Annotated in this window: 15 protein-coding genes and 1 riboswitch; of the genes, 9 read left to right on the top strand and 6 right to left on the bottom strand. The window is 70.6% G+C overall.

The annotated features are described in order from the left end of the window. Window positions 1-94: 94 nt before the first annotated feature. Window positions 95-1,681 carry an FAD-binding protein gene (locus tag B4M60_RS14130; RefSeq protein ID WP_291085380.1) on the top strand — a complete coding sequence of 529 codons (1,587 nt, stop codon included), beginning with the start codon at window positions 95-97 and terminating at the stop codon, window positions 1,679-1,681. Window positions 1,682-1,872: 191 nt separating this feature from the next. On the opposite strand, the gene B4M60_RS14135 is transcribed toward B4M60_RS14130, so the two are convergent. The 4 genes from B4M60_RS14135 to B4M60_RS14150 are packed head-to-tail and all read right to left on the bottom strand — an operon-like array spanning window position 1,873 to window position 6,228. After that, on the bottom strand, window positions 1,873-3,492 hold the full coding sequence (locus B4M60_RS14135) for a cytochrome b (protein WP_291085383.1): 1,620 nt from the start codon (window positions 3,490-3,492) through the stop codon (window positions 1,873-1,875). After that, on the bottom strand, window positions 3,489-4,679 hold the full coding sequence (locus tag B4M60_RS14140) for a ubiquinol-cytochrome c reductase iron-sulfur subunit (RefSeq protein ID WP_291085386.1): 1,191 nt from the start codon (window positions 4,677-4,679) through the stop codon (window positions 3,489-3,491). The genes B4M60_RS14135 and B4M60_RS14140 overlap by 4 nt, the downstream gene beginning before the upstream one ends. Then, window positions 4,676-5,560: a c-type cytochrome gene (locus B4M60_RS14145; protein ID WP_291085389.1), complete on the bottom strand. Its 885-nt coding sequence runs from the start codon at window positions 5,558-5,560 to the stop codon at window positions 4,676-4,678. Before B4M60_RS14145 ends, B4M60_RS14140 begins: the two co-directional genes overlap by 4 nt. A gap of 56 nt (window positions 5,561-5,616) precedes the next feature. Further along, a complete protein-coding gene (locus tag B4M60_RS14150) occupies window positions 5,617-6,228 on the bottom strand; it encodes a cytochrome c oxidase subunit 3 (protein ID WP_291085392.1) in 612 nt (203 codons plus the stop codon). Between the two features lie 286 nt (window positions 6,229-6,514). Between B4M60_RS14150 and trpD the strand changes: the two genes are divergently transcribed. Beyond that, window positions 6,515-7,579 (top strand): anthranilate phosphoribosyltransferase, encoded by a 1,065-nt coding sequence (gene trpD / locus B4M60_RS14155; protein WP_291085395.1) that lies wholly within the window; start codon window positions 6,515-6,517, stop codon window positions 7,577-7,579. Here trpD and B4M60_RS14160 read toward each other — a convergent pair. Continuing rightward, complete coding sequence (locus tag B4M60_RS14160) at window positions 7,560-9,203, bottom strand: DEDD exonuclease domain-containing protein (protein ID WP_291085398.1); 1,644 nt, start codon at window positions 9,201-9,203, stop codon at window positions 7,560-7,562. The genes trpD and B4M60_RS14160 overlap by 20 nt on opposite strands. 218 nt (window positions 9,204-9,421) lie before the next feature. Here B4M60_RS14160 and B4M60_RS14165 point away from each other — a divergent pair, with 218 nt between their 5' ends. The 4 genes from B4M60_RS14165 to B4M60_RS14180 all read left to right on the top strand — a co-directional run bounded on the left by B4M60_RS14165 (window position 9,422) and on the right by B4M60_RS14180 (window position 12,853). Then, the gene (locus B4M60_RS14165) at window positions 9,422-9,583 is read left to right on the top strand and encodes a hypothetical protein (protein WP_291085401.1); all 162 of its coding nucleotides are present in this window, start codon (window positions 9,422-9,424) and stop codon (window positions 9,581-9,583) included. An 80-nt stretch (window positions 9,584-9,663) separates the two neighbouring features. After that, window positions 9,664-9,813: riboswitch (cyclic di-AMP (ydaO/yuaA leader) on the top strand. A 13-nt stretch (window positions 9,814-9,826) separates the two neighbouring features. Next, window positions 9,827-10,426, top strand: a complete 600-nt coding sequence (locus B4M60_RS14170) for a C40 family peptidase (RefSeq protein ID WP_291085404.1) — start codon at window positions 9,827-9,829, stop codon at window positions 10,424-10,426. Window positions 10,427-10,653: 227 nt separating this feature from the next. Further along, window positions 10,654-11,667, top strand: coding sequence for an NlpC/P60 family protein (locus tag B4M60_RS14175; protein ID WP_291085406.1), 1,014 nt, complete (start codon window positions 10,654-10,656; stop codon window positions 11,665-11,667). A 52-nt stretch (window positions 11,668-11,719) separates the two neighbouring features. Then, the gene (locus tag B4M60_RS14180) at window positions 11,720-12,853 is read left to right on the top strand and encodes a glycosyltransferase family 4 protein (RefSeq protein WP_291085409.1); all 1,134 of its coding nucleotides are present in this window, start codon (window positions 11,720-11,722) and stop codon (window positions 12,851-12,853) included. Window positions 12,854-12,903: 50 nt separating this feature from the next. On the opposite strand, the gene B4M60_RS14185 is transcribed toward B4M60_RS14180, so the two are convergent. Then, window positions 12,904-14,703, bottom strand: coding sequence for an AMP-dependent synthetase/ligase (locus B4M60_RS14185; RefSeq protein ID WP_291085412.1), 1,800 nt, complete (start codon window positions 14,701-14,703; stop codon window positions 12,904-12,906). Between the two features lie 140 nt (window positions 14,704-14,843). On the opposite strand from B4M60_RS14185, the gene B4M60_RS14190 reads away from it, so the two are divergent. From B4M60_RS14190 to B4M60_RS14200, 3 genes are all read left to right on the top strand, one after another. Continuing rightward, entirely contained in the window at window positions 14,844-15,305 is a 462-nt protein-coding gene (locus B4M60_RS14190) for an SRPBCC family protein (protein WP_291085415.1), read from the top strand. After that, complete coding sequence (locus B4M60_RS14195; RefSeq protein ID WP_291085417.1) at window positions 15,302-16,189, top strand: hypothetical protein; 888 nt, start codon at window positions 15,302-15,304, stop codon at window positions 16,187-16,189. The genes B4M60_RS14190 and B4M60_RS14195 overlap by 4 nt, the downstream gene beginning before the upstream one ends. 38 nt (window positions 16,190-16,227) lie before the next feature. After that, window positions 16,228-16,797 (top strand): lysophospholipid acyltransferase family protein (locus B4M60_RS14200; protein WP_291085419.1); only part of this gene is annotated, 570 nt, incomplete at its 3' end.

Raw genomic sequence — 16,797 nt, forward strand, 5'->3', positions numbered from 1 at the left:
GGGACCCGCCCGAGTCGCTAGGGTGAAACCTGTTCCAGTAAGTGTGTCGTCCGAGGGCGATGGCGAACGGCTGCAGGGGATCGAGGAGAGGCGCGTGACCGTGACGACCGGGGAGAACACCGTGGATGCCGAATTTGACGTGGTGGTGGTGGGCTCGGGCATCGCCGCGCTCTTCGGGGCCGCGGCGGCGGTATCGCGGGGCCTGACGACCTGTCTGGTGGAGAAGACCGACCGGTTCGGCGGGACCTCCGCGTACTCCGGAGGGGCGGTGTGGCTTCCGGGCAACGCCGTCCTCGCCCGCGACGGTCTCGAGGACTCGGTAGAGAGGGGCCGAACCTACTTCCGCGCTGTGGTCGGTGACCGCACCGACCGGGACCTGCAGGACGCCTTCCTTAGCACCGGACCGCGGGTGGTGGACTTCCTCACGCACGACCTCGGTATCCCCACACGGTTCCAGGCGTTCCCCGACTACTTCGACGCCCCGGGGCGGCAGGAGACGGGGCGCAGCATCTACCCCAAGCCCATCAGGAGCGAGGAGGTCGGCGCCCGCACGGGGGACATCCGCCGCTCCGTCCCGGCCGACCAGTTCGGCGCCGACGAGGACACCGCCAAGCTGGAGGGCGGCCGTGCCTGGGTGGCCCGGTTACTCCTCGCGCTGGATGCGATGGACGCCGCCGAGCTGCGGCTCTCCACGGCCGTGGAGGAGCTCGTCCGGGACGACGACGGTCGGGTCGTGGGCGTGGTGACCCGGGGCGACGAGGGCCGACAGGTGCTGCGTGCCCGTCACGGTGTCCTGGTCGCGGCCGGCGGGTTCGAACGGTCCGCCGAACTGCGGGCACGGTGGCAGCAGATGCCCACAGCCGACTGGTCCGCCTCCCACCCGGACACCGGGTCCGGTGACGCGGTCCGGATGTTCGAGCGGGTCGGCGCCCGACTCGACCTGCTCGATCAGTCGTGGTGGTGCCCGGCCACGCTCTTCCCCAACGGCCACGCCGCTTTCACCCTGGGCTTCCGCTCGGGCATCATCGTCGACGCCACCGGGCGGCGATTCGCCAACGAGCTCCTGCCCTACGACCAGATGGGGCGGAGGATGCACGCGCGGATCACCGACGGGGCGGGGGACGAGTTCTGGTGTGTCTTCGACGACGCCGAGGCCGGCGGGTACCCGGCGATCTGCGTCCCCGCCCCCGACGCCGACGAGCTCCGCGCCGCCGGTCTCTGGCACACCGCGGCCTCGATCGGGGACCTCGCCGCGGCGACGGGCCTCGATCCGGAGGCCCTGGCAGAGAGCGTCGAGCGGTTCAACGCGCTCGCCGAGCGGGGCCGCGACACGGACTTCGGCCGGGGTGAGGACCCCTACGGACGGTTCTTCCTCGGGGCGTCGACGCCGGGGGAGTGCCTACGACCCCTGCCCGGCGGGCGACTGCACGCCGTCCGGCTCGTCCTGGGCGACCTGGGGACCAAGGGGGGCGCGGTGATCGACACCAACGGGGCCGTCCTCGACACCACCGGCTGCCCCATCCCGGGCCTGTACGCGGCCGGCAACTCGTCGGCCTCGGTGTCCGGCGAGGCGTACCCGGGACCCGGGGTCCCCCTCGGGTCCGGGATGACGATGGCCTTCCGCGCCGTCGCCCACATGGCGGGGGAGCCACTTCCGATCGAGGGGTCGCGGGTCGACTGACTCCCGACCCCGGCCACCACTGACCTTTCCGGAGGCCGCGGCCTCCCGGGGTGAGGACCTTCTCGTCGTCGTCCCCCTAGACTCTCCACGCCCGCGGACCGACGGGGGGCGGCGTGGGGGGTGGACCGCGACAGACCGCGGGCCGGACCTCCACGTGGAGGTCCGGCCCGCGGTCGGGTGTTACCGGTGGCTCAGTGCTCGTCGCGACGAGTGAGGATCTCCTCCTGCAACGTGGTGAGCATGGAGTACTCCTGCTCGTGCTTGCCGTGCTCGGCCTTGTCGAGCAGACGGGCCTCGTCGGCCGGGTCAGCCGAGAGTGCGCCGCGCGGGGGACGACCGGCCACGCCGAGCTGGTTCATCTTGCTGGGCACCTTGGCGCCGGCGTACTCGAGCGGGACGGCGTGGCCGTGCTCGTCGACCTCACCGAGCGGCTGGTGGACCTCGATGAACTCACCCTGCGGCAGGCGCATGATGATGCCGGTCTCGATACCGTGCTCGAGCACGTCGCGGTCGGCGCGCTGCAGACCCAGGCACAGCCGGTAGGTGAAGAAGTACACCAGCGGCGGCACCACGATGAGACCGATGCGACCGGCCCAGGTGGTGGCGTTCAACGAGACGTCGAAGTGGTAGGAGATCAGGTCGTTGGACCCCATCAGCACCAGGACCACGTAGAACGAGATGGCCATCATGCCGGCGGCGGTACGCACCGGCACGTCGCGCGGACGCTGCAGCAGGTTGTGGTGGGCGGTGTCGCCGGAGAACTTGGCCTCGATCTGCGGGTAGGCGAACATCAGCACGACCATGGCGCCGAGCATCACGGCCACCCACATCACCGCGGGGACGGTGTACGGACCCAGGTAGAGCTCCCAGGCGGGCATGACACGGGCGCCGCCCTCCGTCCACAGCATGTACCAGTCGGGCTGCGATCCCGCGGAGATATGGGAGGGGTTGTACGGCCCGAGGTTCCATATGGCGTTGATCGTGAACAGGCCCGAGAAGAGCATGAGCATGCCGACCGTGATGGCACCGAAGGCGACGGACTTGACCGCGAAGACCGGGAGGATACGGACGCCGACGACGTTGTTCTCCGTCCGGCCGGGCCCGGGGAACTGGGTGTGCTTCTGGTACCAGACCAGCGCGAGGTGCGCGGCGATCAGCGCGAGGATGATCGCCGGGATGATCAGCACGTGCAGCACGTAGAAGCGCGGGATCATGATGTCGCCCGGGAAGTCCCCACCGAAGATCATCCAGTGCAGCCAGGTGCCGATCACCGGCATGCCGACGATGATGCCCGAGGTGATCCGGAGGCCGGTGCCCGAGAGGACGTCGTCCGGCAGACCGTAGCCGAGGAAGCCCTCGACGATGCCCAGGAGCAGCAGCACGCAACCGATGGTCCAGTTGGCCTCACGCGGGCGTCGGAACGCGCCCGTGAAGAAGATGCGGATCATGTGGACGACCATCGAGGCGACGAACAGCAGGGCCGCCCAGTGGTGGATCTGCCGCACGAAGAGCCCGCCGCGGACCTCGAACGAGATGTTCAGCGCCGTCTCGTAGGCGCGGGAGATCTCGATGCCGTTGAGGGGCGCGTACGCGCCCTGGTAGATCACCTTCGACATGGAGGGGTCGAAGAACAGGGTGAGGTACACACCCGAGATCAGCAGGATGATGAAGCTGTACAGGGCGATCTCGCCCAGGAGGAAGGACCAGTGCGTGGGGAAGACCTTGTTGATCTGCCGGCGCATGCCCTTGGCCATGGTGTATCGCGAGTCGAGGCCGTCTCCGACCTTCGCGAGTGTGGTGTTGTTGCTCATGAACGACGCTCCCAGAAGGCAGGTCCGACCGGCTCGATGAAGTCGCCGTTGGCGACGAGGTAGCCCTCGCTGTCAACCGCGATGGGCAGCTGCGGCAGCGCACGCGCGGCGGGGCCGAAGATCGGCTTCGCATACTCCAGCGCGTTGAACTGCGACTGATGGCACGGGCAGAGGAACCGCTGCGTCTGCTGCTCGTACAGGGAGGTGGGGCAGGCGAGGTGCGTGCAGATCTTCGAGTAGGCGTAGAGGTCGCCGTAGTTGAACTCCTCCTGGCCCTTCCGCTTGATCACCCGCGCGGCGTCCTCGGGACGGAAGCGGATCAGCATGACCGCGTTCCGTACGCCGTGGATCGAGTGCATGTGCGCCTCGAAGTCGCCGAGGTCGTTCTCGGGGAGGGGGAACACGGACTCGAGCCCGCCCGCCGCCAGGTCCTCGACGTGGATCCGCACGAGGCGGCCCTCGCCGGCCGGGGGATGCCCGTCCGGGAACACCTTGCCGGTGTCGCGACCGAGGTAGACCTTCTCCGCGGGCAGGCCGTCGGGACGGCTGCTCGAGGCGAGGGTCCAGCCGGTGGTGTGCAGGGTGCCGTCGCCGGCGACGGTGAGCTCGCCGCGCTTCCACGGGTTCTTGATCATCCCGCCGAGCGGGAGGATCGCGGACAGCCCGATGAGTCCGACTCCCGCACCGAGGAAGCCGCCCATGACCTTGCGGCGACCGAGGGTCGAGGTCTTCCACGAGTCGTTGAGCTCGGCGACGATGGTGCGCCGGTCGGCTTCGTCCGACGGGCCGTCGTGGCGCGTCTGGACCGAGATCTCCTCGGGGACGAACTTCTTGGTGAACTGCACGGCGCCGAAGCCGAGGAAGAGGATCGACAGGCCGATCGTCACGCCGAGCAGCGGCGTGTAGACCATGTAGAGCCAGTAGCCGTCCTCGCCCTCGCCGCGGTACTCCCACGGCCAGGCGATGTAGATGACGGCAAAGGCGAGGGCCAGCACGGCGGAGAGCGCGAACCAGATGGTGACCGTGCGTGCCGCCCGCTTCTCGGCGCGGGTCGTGACGCCCTCCGGCCAACGGTTCTCGCGGAACCGGACGTCGACCTCGTCCATCTCGGTGCCGAGACGGACCAGATCGGCGTCGCTCATCCGGTCGAGGTCCGCGGGGGACGGGTTCTTGGGTGTCTCACTCATGAACGGGATCCGATCCACAGGGTCGCACCGATGAGGGCGACGATGCCGACAAGCCAGATGGCCACGCCTTCGCTCACGGGTCCGAGGCCGCCGAGCGCGTAGCCGCCCGGCGTGATCTTGGAGTCCGTGTCCTTGATGTAGGCGATGATGTCCTTCTTCTCGTCAGGCGTGAGCTGACGGTCCGAGAACCTGGGCATGTTCTGCGGCCCGGTCAGCATGGCCTGGTAAATCTCCTGCTCGTTGGCAGGATCGAGCGTGGGTGCGTACTTGCCGGCGGACAGCGCTCCACCGCGGCCGGTGAAGTTGTGACACGAGGCGCAGTTGAGGCGGAACAGCTCGGAGCCGCGAGCGATCTCCTCGGGGCGGGACTCGCCCGAGGCGCCGCGGAGGCTCCCCTGCGCGACCTGGCCGTCGGGATCGGTGACGATCGCGGGGCCGCCGCCGTACAGGTCGACGTAGGCGGCGAGGGCGACGATCTGGTGCTCGCTGTAGCGCGGCTTCTTCCGCTGCGCCTGGGCCTCGTTGTTGGCGGCGGGCATGCGGCCGGAGTGGACCTGGAAGTAGGTCGCGCCCGAGCCGGTGCCGACGAGCGACGGGCCGCGGTCCTGCACGCCCTGCAGGTTCTGGCCGTGGCACGTGATGCAGGCGACGTCGTAGATCGACTTACCCTCGGCGATCAGCGCGGCCTGGTCCTGCTGCGCCGTCGCGACCTGCGGCTCGGGAACCACGGCCGTGGCGATGGCGCCCGCACCGAGGAGGCCGGCGGCGATGACGAGCGCGCCAGTGGCCTTCCGACGACGCTTGGAGGAGGCCGGTCGCGCCGGAGTACCCGCGGGCTCCGGCGACGGCGTGTCCGCAGCGGGTGGGTGAGGTGAGTTCATTGTGAGTTCCCTTTGGTGTTGGGACCTGCTGGACGCGGCGTCCTGCGGCCAGCTGACTACTGAATGAAGTAGATGGTGACGAAGAGGCCGATCCAGACCACGTCCACGAAGTGCCAGTAGTACGACACCACGATGGCCGCCGTCGCCTGGGCGGGTGTGAACCGGGACATCGTCGTCCGCATCACGAGGACGACGAACGCCAGGACGCCCGCCAGCACGTGGAGACCGTGGAAGCCGGTGGTGATGAAGAAGACGGATCCGTACACGCTAGAGGAGATCGTGACGCCCTCGAAGTACAGCATCGTGTACTCGTACACCTGGCCGATGAGGAAGACCGTCCCCATCACGGCCGAGATCACGTACCAGCGGCGGAGGCCGAAGACGTCTCCCTGCTCGGCGGCGAAGACACCCATCTGGCAGGTGAACGAGGACGCCACGAGGATGACGGTGATCGTCAGGGCGAACGGCACGTTCAGGTGCACCGGATAGGAAGGCCAGTCACCTCCCGAGTTCGCCTTGGAGACGAAGTACATCGCGAACAGGCCCGCGAAGAACATCAACTCCTGGGACAACCAGATGATGGTGCCCACGCTGACCATGTTCGGCCGGTTCAGCGAATGAACACGCTGGGCCATAGCCGTTCCTGAGTTATCTACTGCGCTCGTCACGAGGCCAAGTATGACCCCTGAGATGGGCGGAGTCTGCACGGACCCCCGAAATCGGCGTGTCCTTCCGGCGTTTCCGCAGGTCGCCCGGGGAACTCTCAGCTTGGGTATGTGGGACCGCACCCCATGCAGGGGCTATCAGGGCCCTCTCAGGCTGATCGGCGCGTTCCGGGGACGGCCGATGACGGGCCTGGGCGAGCGACGGAGGTGGCGCTGGTGGCACGATTGGCGGGGCGCGGTCCGCCAGCGGAGACGGACCGGCGGTACCAGGGGAGAGAGGTCGGGACACGTGGGAAGTTCGGCATCGGTCGACGGGGGCCGATCGTGGCCCGCAGTGCTTGGCACGCTCACCTCGGGACGGGACCTCGATCCGGCGGACGCCGCCTGGGCCATGTCCCGGATCATGGAGGGCGTCGCGACAGACGCCCAGATCGCCGCGTTCGGGGTCGCGCTCGGGATGAAGGGCGTCACGGGGCCGGAGCTCGCCGCGCTGTCGGCGACGATGCTCGACTTCTCGCGCCGGGTCCCCACGTCCCGCCCGTGCCTCGACATCGTGGGCACGGGCGGCGACAGGCAGGGCACCGTGAACATCTCCACCATGTCCTCCCTCGTGGTGAGCGCGTGCGGGGTGCCCGTGGTCAAGCACGGCAACCGGGCGGCCTCGTCGAAGAGCGGCGGCGCCGACGTCCTGGAGGCCCTCGGGGTGGCGATCGACCTCGGGCCGGAGGATGTCGCCCGCTGCGTCGAGGAGGTGGGCGTGGCCTTCTGTTTCGCCCCCGTGTTCCACCCGGCCCTCCGGTTTGCCGCCGCGCCCCGGCGCGAGATCGGGATACCCACGGTCTTCAACATCCTCGGTCCGCTCACCAACCCCGCGGCGCCGGCGGCCAACCTCATCGGCTGCGCCTTCGAGCACCTGATGACGGTCATGGCCGAGGTGTTCGCACTCCGCGGTAGGTCGGCCCTGGTGGTCCGCGGCTCGGACGGGCTCGACGAGATCACCATGACGGGATCGACCCGGGTCCTGCGGGTCGCCGACGGCCAGGTCGACGAGGATCGGATTCACCCCGGGGACTTCGGGATGGACACCTGTTCGATCGAGGAACTGCGCGGCGGCGATGGCGAGCACAACGCCGGTGTGGCACGGGACCTGCTGGCGGGGAGGACGGGTCCGGTCCGCGATGCGGTGCTGCTCAACTCGGCCGCGGCGTTGGTGGCGTTCGACGGACTCGGGCGAGGGGCCGAGCTGGTGCCCGCGATGAGGTCCGCCCTGGACCGCGCCGCGGCGGCGATAGACGACGGCGAGGCGGCCGGCCTGCTGGAGAGGTGGGCGGCCTTCAGCGCGACGCGCGGCTGACCCCGGTCTCGCGGACCCCCGACGCGGCGCGTTCCGCACGCTCGGCCCAGCCGGACAGGGTGTGCGCCCCGCGGACGGGGAGCACCCAGGCGCCCTCGATCGACACGATGCGAGTGGGGGCGGAATCGATCCATCGGTGGACGTTGCGGACCTCCGCCGGCGTCGCCCCGCGGAGTGGGCCGGGATCGGGGAGCACGGTGGTGGCCCCCGACCTGAGGGAGTCGATGACGGGCAGTGGCGCCGCACCGGTCGGCACCGTCCCGGACGCGGCGAGGCGCCCATGCCGCACGACCGCGACCGCCCACGACCGGCGGGGCCCGGCCTGGACCAGGATCAGCTCGGGGAGTGCCGCGGTCGCCGTGAGTTCCTGGTGGCGGGAGAGGACGCGCACGAGGATCGCGGTGCGGTCCCGCAACCCGGCGGCCCTCTCGAAGGCGCCGCCGGTGGCGAGGGCCTCGATGCGGTCGATGAGGGCCCGCAAGGGTGCCGAGTCCGTTCCGGTCACCAGTTCCCGCCACGATTCGGGATCGGCGATCGAGCCGTCGACCTCGGACAGGTCCTCCCACGCCGAACGGGCGTCCTGCGCCCGGCGGAACGGCCCGATCGCCAACGGGTGCTCCGGGGACCTGGTGACCCGGCCTCGAACCGCCCTGCCGGTGGGAGGCGCGAGCCACCACCCGCGGCGGGGGCTGCGGGACCGCCTGTTGAACGGGGGCTGGAGGGAGTCGATGAGCCGCTCCTCGACGGTCCACGCCTCCAGGAGGTGCGCGCACGGGACCGACTCGGCGCTCGCCGCCAGGCCGATCATCGTCCGCATCCTGCCGCGGGCGTCCCCGCCCGAGTAGTAGGAGCGGGCCCTCCGGCGCACGGACCCCGACGACCCCACGTAGAGGGGACCGCCCGAGCTGTCTCGGAAGAGGTAGACGCCGGGTCCGGACGTGAGCGACTCGGTCAGGGTGGCCCGCCGCCGCACCTCGGGGCTGAGGCGCCCGTCGTACGCCCTCAGTTCCGAGACCGTGGACACCCCGCAGTCGCCGACCCGGGAGATCAGCGCGTGCAGCACGTCGACGGTCGCCCGGGCGTCCTGGAGGGCTCGGTGGTTCGGTTCGACCGCCGACCCCAGGTGCGCGGCGAGCACGCCGAGGCGGTGACCGCGGGTCTCGCCGCTGTGGAGCACCCGTCGCGCGAGGGTGAGGGTGCAGATCGACGGCGGGTCGGGCCACCGCCGGCCGGTCGAGGCCGCCGCGGCGCGGAGGAAGCCGAGGTCGAAACGCGCGTTGTGCGCCACCAGGACGGCGCCCCGGGAGAACTCGAGGAAGGTCGCCATCACCTCGCCCAGCGACGGGGCCCCCACGAGGTCGCCCGGGGCGATGCCGGTGAGGGTGCTGATATGTCCCGGGAGGACGCCGTCGATCGCGACGAACGTGGACAACTCGGCCCGGACCTCGCCGCCCACCACGCGGACGGCGCCGATCTCGGTGATCTCATCCGTTCCCGGCCGCGTCCCGGTGGTCTCCAGATCCACCACGACGAACGTCACCTCGGACAGCAACGGTTCGAGCTCGTCCAACGCCGTCTGGACCCCGGTCGGTGCGGCCGGCGCGCGCGAGGAGGTGGTGGACATGGCGCAGACGGTAGCTCCGGGGTCCGACAGCCCGATCCCGCGCCCTACGTCAGTCCGCCCGGGCCGTGGATGTCCGAGTCGTTCTATACGGTCGCCATCGACCCGGATCGCGGGCAGATAACGAATGGGCAACACGCCCAGGACGGAGTGTGATGTAGATCATGCTATCCATCGATTGTGCTCGGTGCCCGGCGCGGCCACGGACATGTGACGACTGCGTGGTCTCGGTCTTGATCGCGGGTGAACCGCAGGTGGACACGCTTTCCGAGGAGTCGTGCGGGTACGTTCTGCAGCCCGAGGTGCGCTCCGCGATCGAGGTGCTCATCGAGGTCGGGATGGTCTCCACGGTCGAGATCGTGGCCGAATACACCGCGGCGTGAGCGAGGGACTGGACTTCGGCGAGACGGTTTCGTAACCTTTTCGAGACCTCGGAAGTCATCACCCGCCCACCGGTGGGGAGCCGGGGTCACCACCTAAGCGCCAGAGGGGCGCACCGGGGAACCACGTTCCACTGGGGTGAATCGTCCAAGGGCCACCAGGTCCGGGGCGTAGGACAGACTTCCGTGTCCGAACCCGTCAGCTAACCCGGTCGGTGTCGCAGGAAGAAAGAGGAAAACACTCTCGTGGGAGCCCACAGCATCAAGACCGTTTCGACCGGACGCCGCGTCGCCGCCGCCGGACTGCTCGCGGCCGGAGCCGCCGTCGCGGGAGCCGGAACCGCGGCCGCCGCGCCCGTGACCGTCGACGTCCCCGTCGAGCTGCGCCTGCCGGGCGTGCCCGCCCAGGTCACCGTCGACGTTCCCGAGGGCATCGCTCTCCCGGCCGGTCTCGCCCAGGTCGCCCCCGTCGAGTTCGCCGCCCCGGCGCCGCAGATCTCGACCGGCCAGCGCATCCTCGAGGCCGCCGGCACCCGCGTGGGCTCGCCCTACGTGTGGGGCGCCACCGGCCCGAGCTCGTTCGACTGCTCCGGGCTCACCTCCTGGGCCTACAAGGAGGCGGGCATCTCCATCCCGCGCACCAGCCAGGCCCAGATCGGTGGCGGCACCCAGGTGTCCAAGGCGGACCTTCAGCCCGGCGACATCGTCGCGTTCTACAGCGGCGCCAGCCACGTGGGGATCTACGCCGGCAACGGTCAGGTCGTCCACGCCCCCTACTCCGGCACCAGCGTGAGCTACGCCCCGCTGGACTCCATGCCGTTCTACGGTGCCACCCGGTACTACTGAGTCCCACCGGAGACTCAGGCCTCCACGTACCCCGTCGACGACCGGCCACCAGCCGGGTGTCGACGGGGTTCGTCGTCTGTACTATGCGGTGACGGAGCCTGACGGCGTCCCTGCCCCGCTCCTGCCGCCTCCCGCGAGAACCCCCGCCACGACCGACCCGAGAGCCGACAGTGCCCCTACCCCGCAGTTTCCGTACGGTCGCGATCGCCGCGACCGTGGCCGCCGCGATGACGACAGGTGTCGCGGTGGCCTCGGCGCAACCCTCGGCCCCCGCCCCGGTGACGCCGACGGAGGTGGAGGCCGCCCCCGAGGGCGCGGTCGGCGAGGACCTCGTCGAGCTGGCCCGGCTGTCCGAGGAGGCCGGTGCGCTGGGCGAGGAGCTCCACCTCGCGCAGGCCGAACTCGACCGCGCACAGGCGGAGCGGGACAGGCGCGAGCGCGACGCCGGCGTCGCTGCCGGTCGCGCGGTGGTCGCCGACCTCGGCGCCGCGAGGGACCAGTCGCTCGTGGATCGCCTCGCGACCATGCGCTACCGCGGTGGTGATACCGGCGCCACCCGGGCCGCCGTGCTCGCGGCCAGTCCCGGCGACCTCGTGGACAGGCTCGGGACCCTCCAGCGGCTGTCGGGGGTGACCACCAGCGCACTCGACGCCTCGAGGGCCGCGTCGGTCGAGGCGGCCCGGCTCCGCGACGAGGCGGACCGGGCCTCCGAGGTCGCCGGGGAGGCGGCTCGGGAGGCCAGGGATCGCGCCGACGAACTCGATCGCCGCTCGGGGGAGATGAGGCTGCGCATCGACGAGGTGCGGCGCCGGGTGGACGCGCTCTCGGAGGCCCAGCGGGCCGTGTGGGCAGGGGGACCGGTCATGCCCCCCGGCTATGTCGCCCCGCCGATCGACGGCGTCAACTCCGCCGCGCTCAACGTCGCGCTCTCCCGGCTCGGCGCCCCCTACTCGTGGGGGGCCACGGGCCCCTCCGAGTTCGACTGCTCCGGGCTCATGGTCTGGTCGTACGCCCAGGAGGGTAAGGCGCTCCCGCGGTCGAGCCAGGCGCAGGCCGCCTCCGGGGCGCCGGTCGCGATGGCGGACGTCCAGCCCGGTGATCTGGTCATCTACTATCCGGGCGCGACGCATGTCGGGATGTACGCCGGAGACGGACTGGTCCTCCACGCGCCGACGTACGGCGTCCCCGTCAAGCTGGAGAAGGTCGACGCGATGCCGATCAGCGGCATCCGCCGATACTGAGCACGGCAGGCGGTCCGGGCGTCGCCGGGGCTCTGTGGCAGTCTCGGATGCGATGACGAGGACGCTACTGATCACGAACGACTACCCCCCGCGGCCCGGGGGCATCCAGTCGTACCTGGAGACCTACCTGGCGCACTTCGATCCCGAGGACGTCGCGGTGCTCGCGTCGACGTTCCGCGGGGCCGAGTCGGTCGAGTACGACGCGACCCGCCCGTACCTGGTGGAGCGGGTTCCGACGGAGATGCTGCTCCCCACCCCCGACCTGGCGGCGCGGGCGAGGAGGCTGGCCTCGGACTTCGGGGCGAGCACCATCTGGTTCGGAGCCGCTGCGCCCCTCGCCGCGATGGCCCCCGTCCTCCGGAGCGGTCCGGTCGATCGGATCGTCGCGAGCACCCACGGGCACGAGGTGGGCTGGTCGATGCTCCCGGGATCCCGGCAGGTGCTGAGGTTGATCGGGGAGTCGACGGATGCCGTCACCTACGTCAGCGACTACACGAGGCGTCGCGTCGCGGCCGCGTTCGGCCCGCACGCCCGCCTGGTCCACCAGCCGGGAGGGGTCGACACGGAACGGTTCCGTCCGGATCCCGTCCGGAGGAAGGCGATCCGTGAGCGCTACGGGGTCACCGGCAGGGAGGTGATCGTCTGTCTGTCCCGACTCGTGCCGCGCAAGGGCCAGGACGCGCTCATCCGGGCGCTGCCGGAGATCGCCCGCCGGGCGCCCGGGGCGGTCCTCGTCGTCGTCGGGGGTGGTCCCTACCGACGGACGCTGGAGGGGTTGGCGCGCCGACACGGCGTGGCCGACCGGGTGATCTTCACCGGTCGCGTCCCGGCGTACGAGATCGTCGACCACCACCGGATGGCGGACGTGTTCGCGATGCCGTGCCGCACCAGGGGAGCGGGGCTCGACGTGGAGGGGCTGGGAATCGTCTACCTCGAGGCCTCGGCGTGCGGGGTGCCGGTGGTCGCGGGTCGCAGCGGCGGCGCCCCGGAGACCGTCCTGGACGGGCGGACCGGGCTGGTGGTGGACGGTACCTCCGACGGCGAGATCGCCGAGGCCGTGGCCGGCCTGCTCACGGACCGGCCCCGGGCGTCGGCGATGGGCGTCCGGGGCCGAACCTGGGTTCTTGAACGCTGGCGCTGGGAGGACCTGGCGCGAGACATGGAACGCGTGCTCTCAGGCGACTGACCGCGGCCTGACATGGTCAGGCCGCGGCCGGGTCGCCGGGCCGGCACCGATCAGGAGTAGAGGTCCTCGATCTGCGCCGCGTACTTCTGGTGGACCACGTTCCGCTTGACCTTCAGCGAGGCCGTGAGCTCGCCGGTCTCCTCGGAGAACTGGTCGGGCAGCACGTGGTACTTCTTGATGGCCTCGGAGTGGGAAACGGTCCTGTTGGCACGGACCAACGCCTGGTCGAGGTGCTCGATCATGTCCGCGTCCCGGAGGAGCTCGTAGAGCGAACCGGTCTTCTCGTGGTACTGCTTCCAGCGCTCGAGGGCCTCCGGATCAAGCGTGAGCAGGACCGAGATGAACGGCTTGCCGTCACCCACGCACACGGCCTCGGACACGAGCGGGTCGGCCCGGAGCGCGTCCTCGAGCTGGTTCGGGGCGACGTTCTTGCCGCCCGCCGTCACGATGATCTCCTTCTTGCGGCCGGTGATGGTGAGGTAGCCGTCCTCGTCCAGTGATCCCAGATCCCCGGTCCGGAACCAGCCGTCGGAGAACGCCTCGGCGGTGGCCGTCTCGTTGCGCCAGTACCCGGAGGTCACGACAGGACCGTTGACCTCGACCTCGCCGTCCGTGGCGATACGCACGGCACAGCCGGGCAGTGGCTGCCCGACGGATCCGATGCGCATCTGCGTGGGGGTGTTGACGGTGATCGCGGCGCAGGTCTCGGTGAGGCCGTAGCCCTCGAAGATGTTGACCCCGATGCCGTCGAAGAAGTGGGTGAGACGCTCGCCCAGGGGTGCGCCGCCCGAGATGGCGATCTCGCAGCGTCCGCCGAGCGCCGCGACGAGCTTGGAGTAGACGAGCTTGGAGAACAGCGCGTGGCGGAGCTTGAGCAGTGGCCCGACCCGGCCGCCCCGGTTGGCCTTGGAGTAGGCGACCGCGGTGTCGGTGGCCTTGTCGAACATCCACGCCTTGAACGTGCCGCCGTCCTGCGCCGTCGCCTGCGCCTTGTCGAACACCTTCTGGAACACGCGCGGGACGGCGAGGATGTAGTGCGGCCGCATCTCGGAGAAAGTGCCGACGAGGTTCGACAAATCGGACGAGTGGGCGATGCGGACCCCGGCGTGGAATCCCGCATAGGTGATGGCGCGGGCCAGGACGTGCGCCAGCGGCAGGAACATGACCGTGGTCGCGTCCGCGCGCAGGTACTGGTTGAACGGGGTCTCGAGGATCGCGAGGGTCTCGGACATGAAGTTGCGGTGGGTGAGCATGCAGCCCTTGGGCCGTCCCGTGGTCCCCGAGGTGTAGATCAGGGTCGCGGGGGAATCGGCGGTCACCGCCGCGCGACGCTCGGCGAGCACTCCCGCGTCGACTCCGGCCCCGGCGGTCGAGAGCAGCTCGACGGCGGGGGAGTCGCCCTCGATCGCGAGGATGTCGGGCGCGGTGTCCAGTCCGCTGGTGCCCTCGCCGGCGGTGGCGGCGTGGGCGGCGGTCTCCACGATGATGAGCCTGGCGCCCGAGTCCTCCATGATCCAGCGGATCTGCTCGGAGGACGAACTGTCGTAGACCGGCACGGTCACCGCTCCGGCGGCCCAGATGGCGAAGTCGATGACGTTCCACTCGTACCGGGTGGAGCACAGGAGGGCGACACGATCGCCGGCCTCGATCCCCCGGGCCACCAGACCGCGGGCGACGGCGCGGACCGAGTCGGCGAACTCGCGGTTGGTCACGTCCGTCCACCGTCCGTCCACCGGGCGCTGGAAGGCGACGTTGTCCGGCGTCTGCTCCGCGCGGTCGTAGGCCGCCTGGGCACACGACCAGTCGTCGGGGACGGTGAATGTTGCGGGGGCGGCGACATATTCGCGCACTGCGGTCCTCCTGGTGGAGACGTTCGATGGTAAAAAGATGAGAACACCCTATCCCCGGGCGGGTCGCACGGCCACGCCGCCTGCCGCCGGACGCCGGACCGAGGACGCATCCGGGGTGCAGATGTGTGAAGCTTGGGGGCATGAGCGAGGACATCGGTGCCCCGGGGGTCTGGCCCACCAGGGACTCCACGATCATCTCGGCGAACGTCGAGGACGTCATGGCCGTCATCTCCGACTTCGCCGCCTACCCGGAGTGGTCCGCGTCGATCCGGGAGGCGGAGGTCCTCTCCCACGGACTCGACGGCCGGCCGGACCGGGTCCGGTTCACCCTGGACGCCGGCGCGATCGTCGACGAGTACGTGCTCGCCTACTCCTGGTCCGCAGACGACAGGAGCCTCGAGTGGCGATTGGAGAGCTCGACGCTCCAGCGATCCCAGACGGGCGCGTATCACCTCGAGCCGGTGGAGGACGGCACCAGGGTGGACTACCAGCTGGAGCTCGAGCTGGCCGTCCCGGTGATCGGCAGACTGCGCAGTCGCGCCGAGCGCCGGATCCTCTCCGAGGCGCTGAGCGAACTCAAACGCCGGGTCGAGTCGCGGTGACCGAGGCGAGATTCGTCACCGTCCTGGGGGGCGGACCGGCGGATCGTTCCGAGGCCACCGCCGGAATCCTCCTCGGCTCCGGCGGGACGGCCCTGGTCCTCACCGGCGACACCACCGCGGTCGATCCGCGCCTGGACACCAGCGAGGACGGACCCGTGGAGGTCCGCGCAGACGACCCGGTGGCCAGGCTGGAGGCGTACCGCTCGGGGGCGTCGGATCCCGCAGACGCGGTGCTCGCGGCGCTGGCCAGCGGTAGCGATTCCCCCCTCGCGACGGTTCTCGGATGGGAGTACGCGCGCAGGGCGGCCGCGGCGGGGGTCTGGGACACGGTGGTGGTGGAACTCGACGGCGACCTCGCCGGGGTTCGCAAGATCGCGGCCGCGGGGGAGCTGGCGACGTTCGTCGAGACGCTCTGGCCCGCCCACGTCCGCTTCGCGTCGATGGCCGCCGGTGATCGCGCGGACACCCGGGTTCGGGAGGCGCACCGGCTGGCTCTCCTCGCCGCGGACGTCTCCGCGTTCCTCGCCGGACCGATCGAGGTGGTGGTGGCCGGACGCTCGCCACGCCGGACCGCGGCGCTGGCGGCCCTGGCCCGGGGTGCGGTGTCCCCGACCGTGACGGAGGACGGCAGGGGCGGGTACCGGGTGGAGTACCCGGTCCCCGCTGCTCCGACGTCGCCGCCGTCGGTGGAGGGCGACGGATTGCGACTGGAGCTCGACGGCTTCCGGGCGGTGGTGCCGCTGCCCGCGCTGCTGTCCAGGTGCGTCCTCGTGGACTCGGGCTTCGACGCCGCCGCGGGCGCCGTGGTGGCGGACTTCGTCCCGGATCCGGATCTCTGGCCGCCGAATCTCGTACCGGCGGGATTCGCCGATCGCGCCGGGTAGTATCCGGACTCGTCCACCCCCCAACGACACGAGGACCGGTGACCACGTTGCTGTACTGGTTGTTCAAGTACGTGCTGATCGGGCCCTTCCTGAGGGCGACCGGCAGGCCGGTCATCTCCGGGCGGGAGAACTTCCCGGCCTCGGGTGCCGCGCTGCTGGTCGGCAACCACGAATCGGTCGCGGACTGGCTGTTCACCCCGCTGCTGCTGCCCCGCAGGGTCACCTTCCTGGCCAAGAGCGACTACTTCACCGGTACGGGTGTCCGGGGGATGCTCAGCAGGTGGTTCTTCGCGGGATCCGGGCAGTACCCGATCGACCGCACCAACGCCGACGCCGCCCAGGCCGCGCTGAACGCGGGCATGGAGGTCCTCGGTTCGGGTCAGATCCTGTGCATCTACCCGGAGGGCACCCGCTCCCCGGACGGCAGGCTCTTCCGCGGCAAGACCGGGCCCGCCCGCCTGGCGCTGCGCGCCGGGGTCCCGATCATCCCCGTCGGGGTGAAGGGCACCAACGAGTACATCCGCAGTATCAGCAGGCTCCGCCGCCCCGATCGGGTCCAGGTGATCATCGGGGAGCCGCTCGACCTCACTCCGTGGGCGGGCCGCGAG

The organism is Dietzia sp. UBA5065, from assembly GCA_002415925.1.
In the GTDB taxonomy this organism is placed as follows: Bacteria; Actinomycetota; Actinomycetes; order Mycobacteriales; family Mycobacteriaceae; genus Dietzia.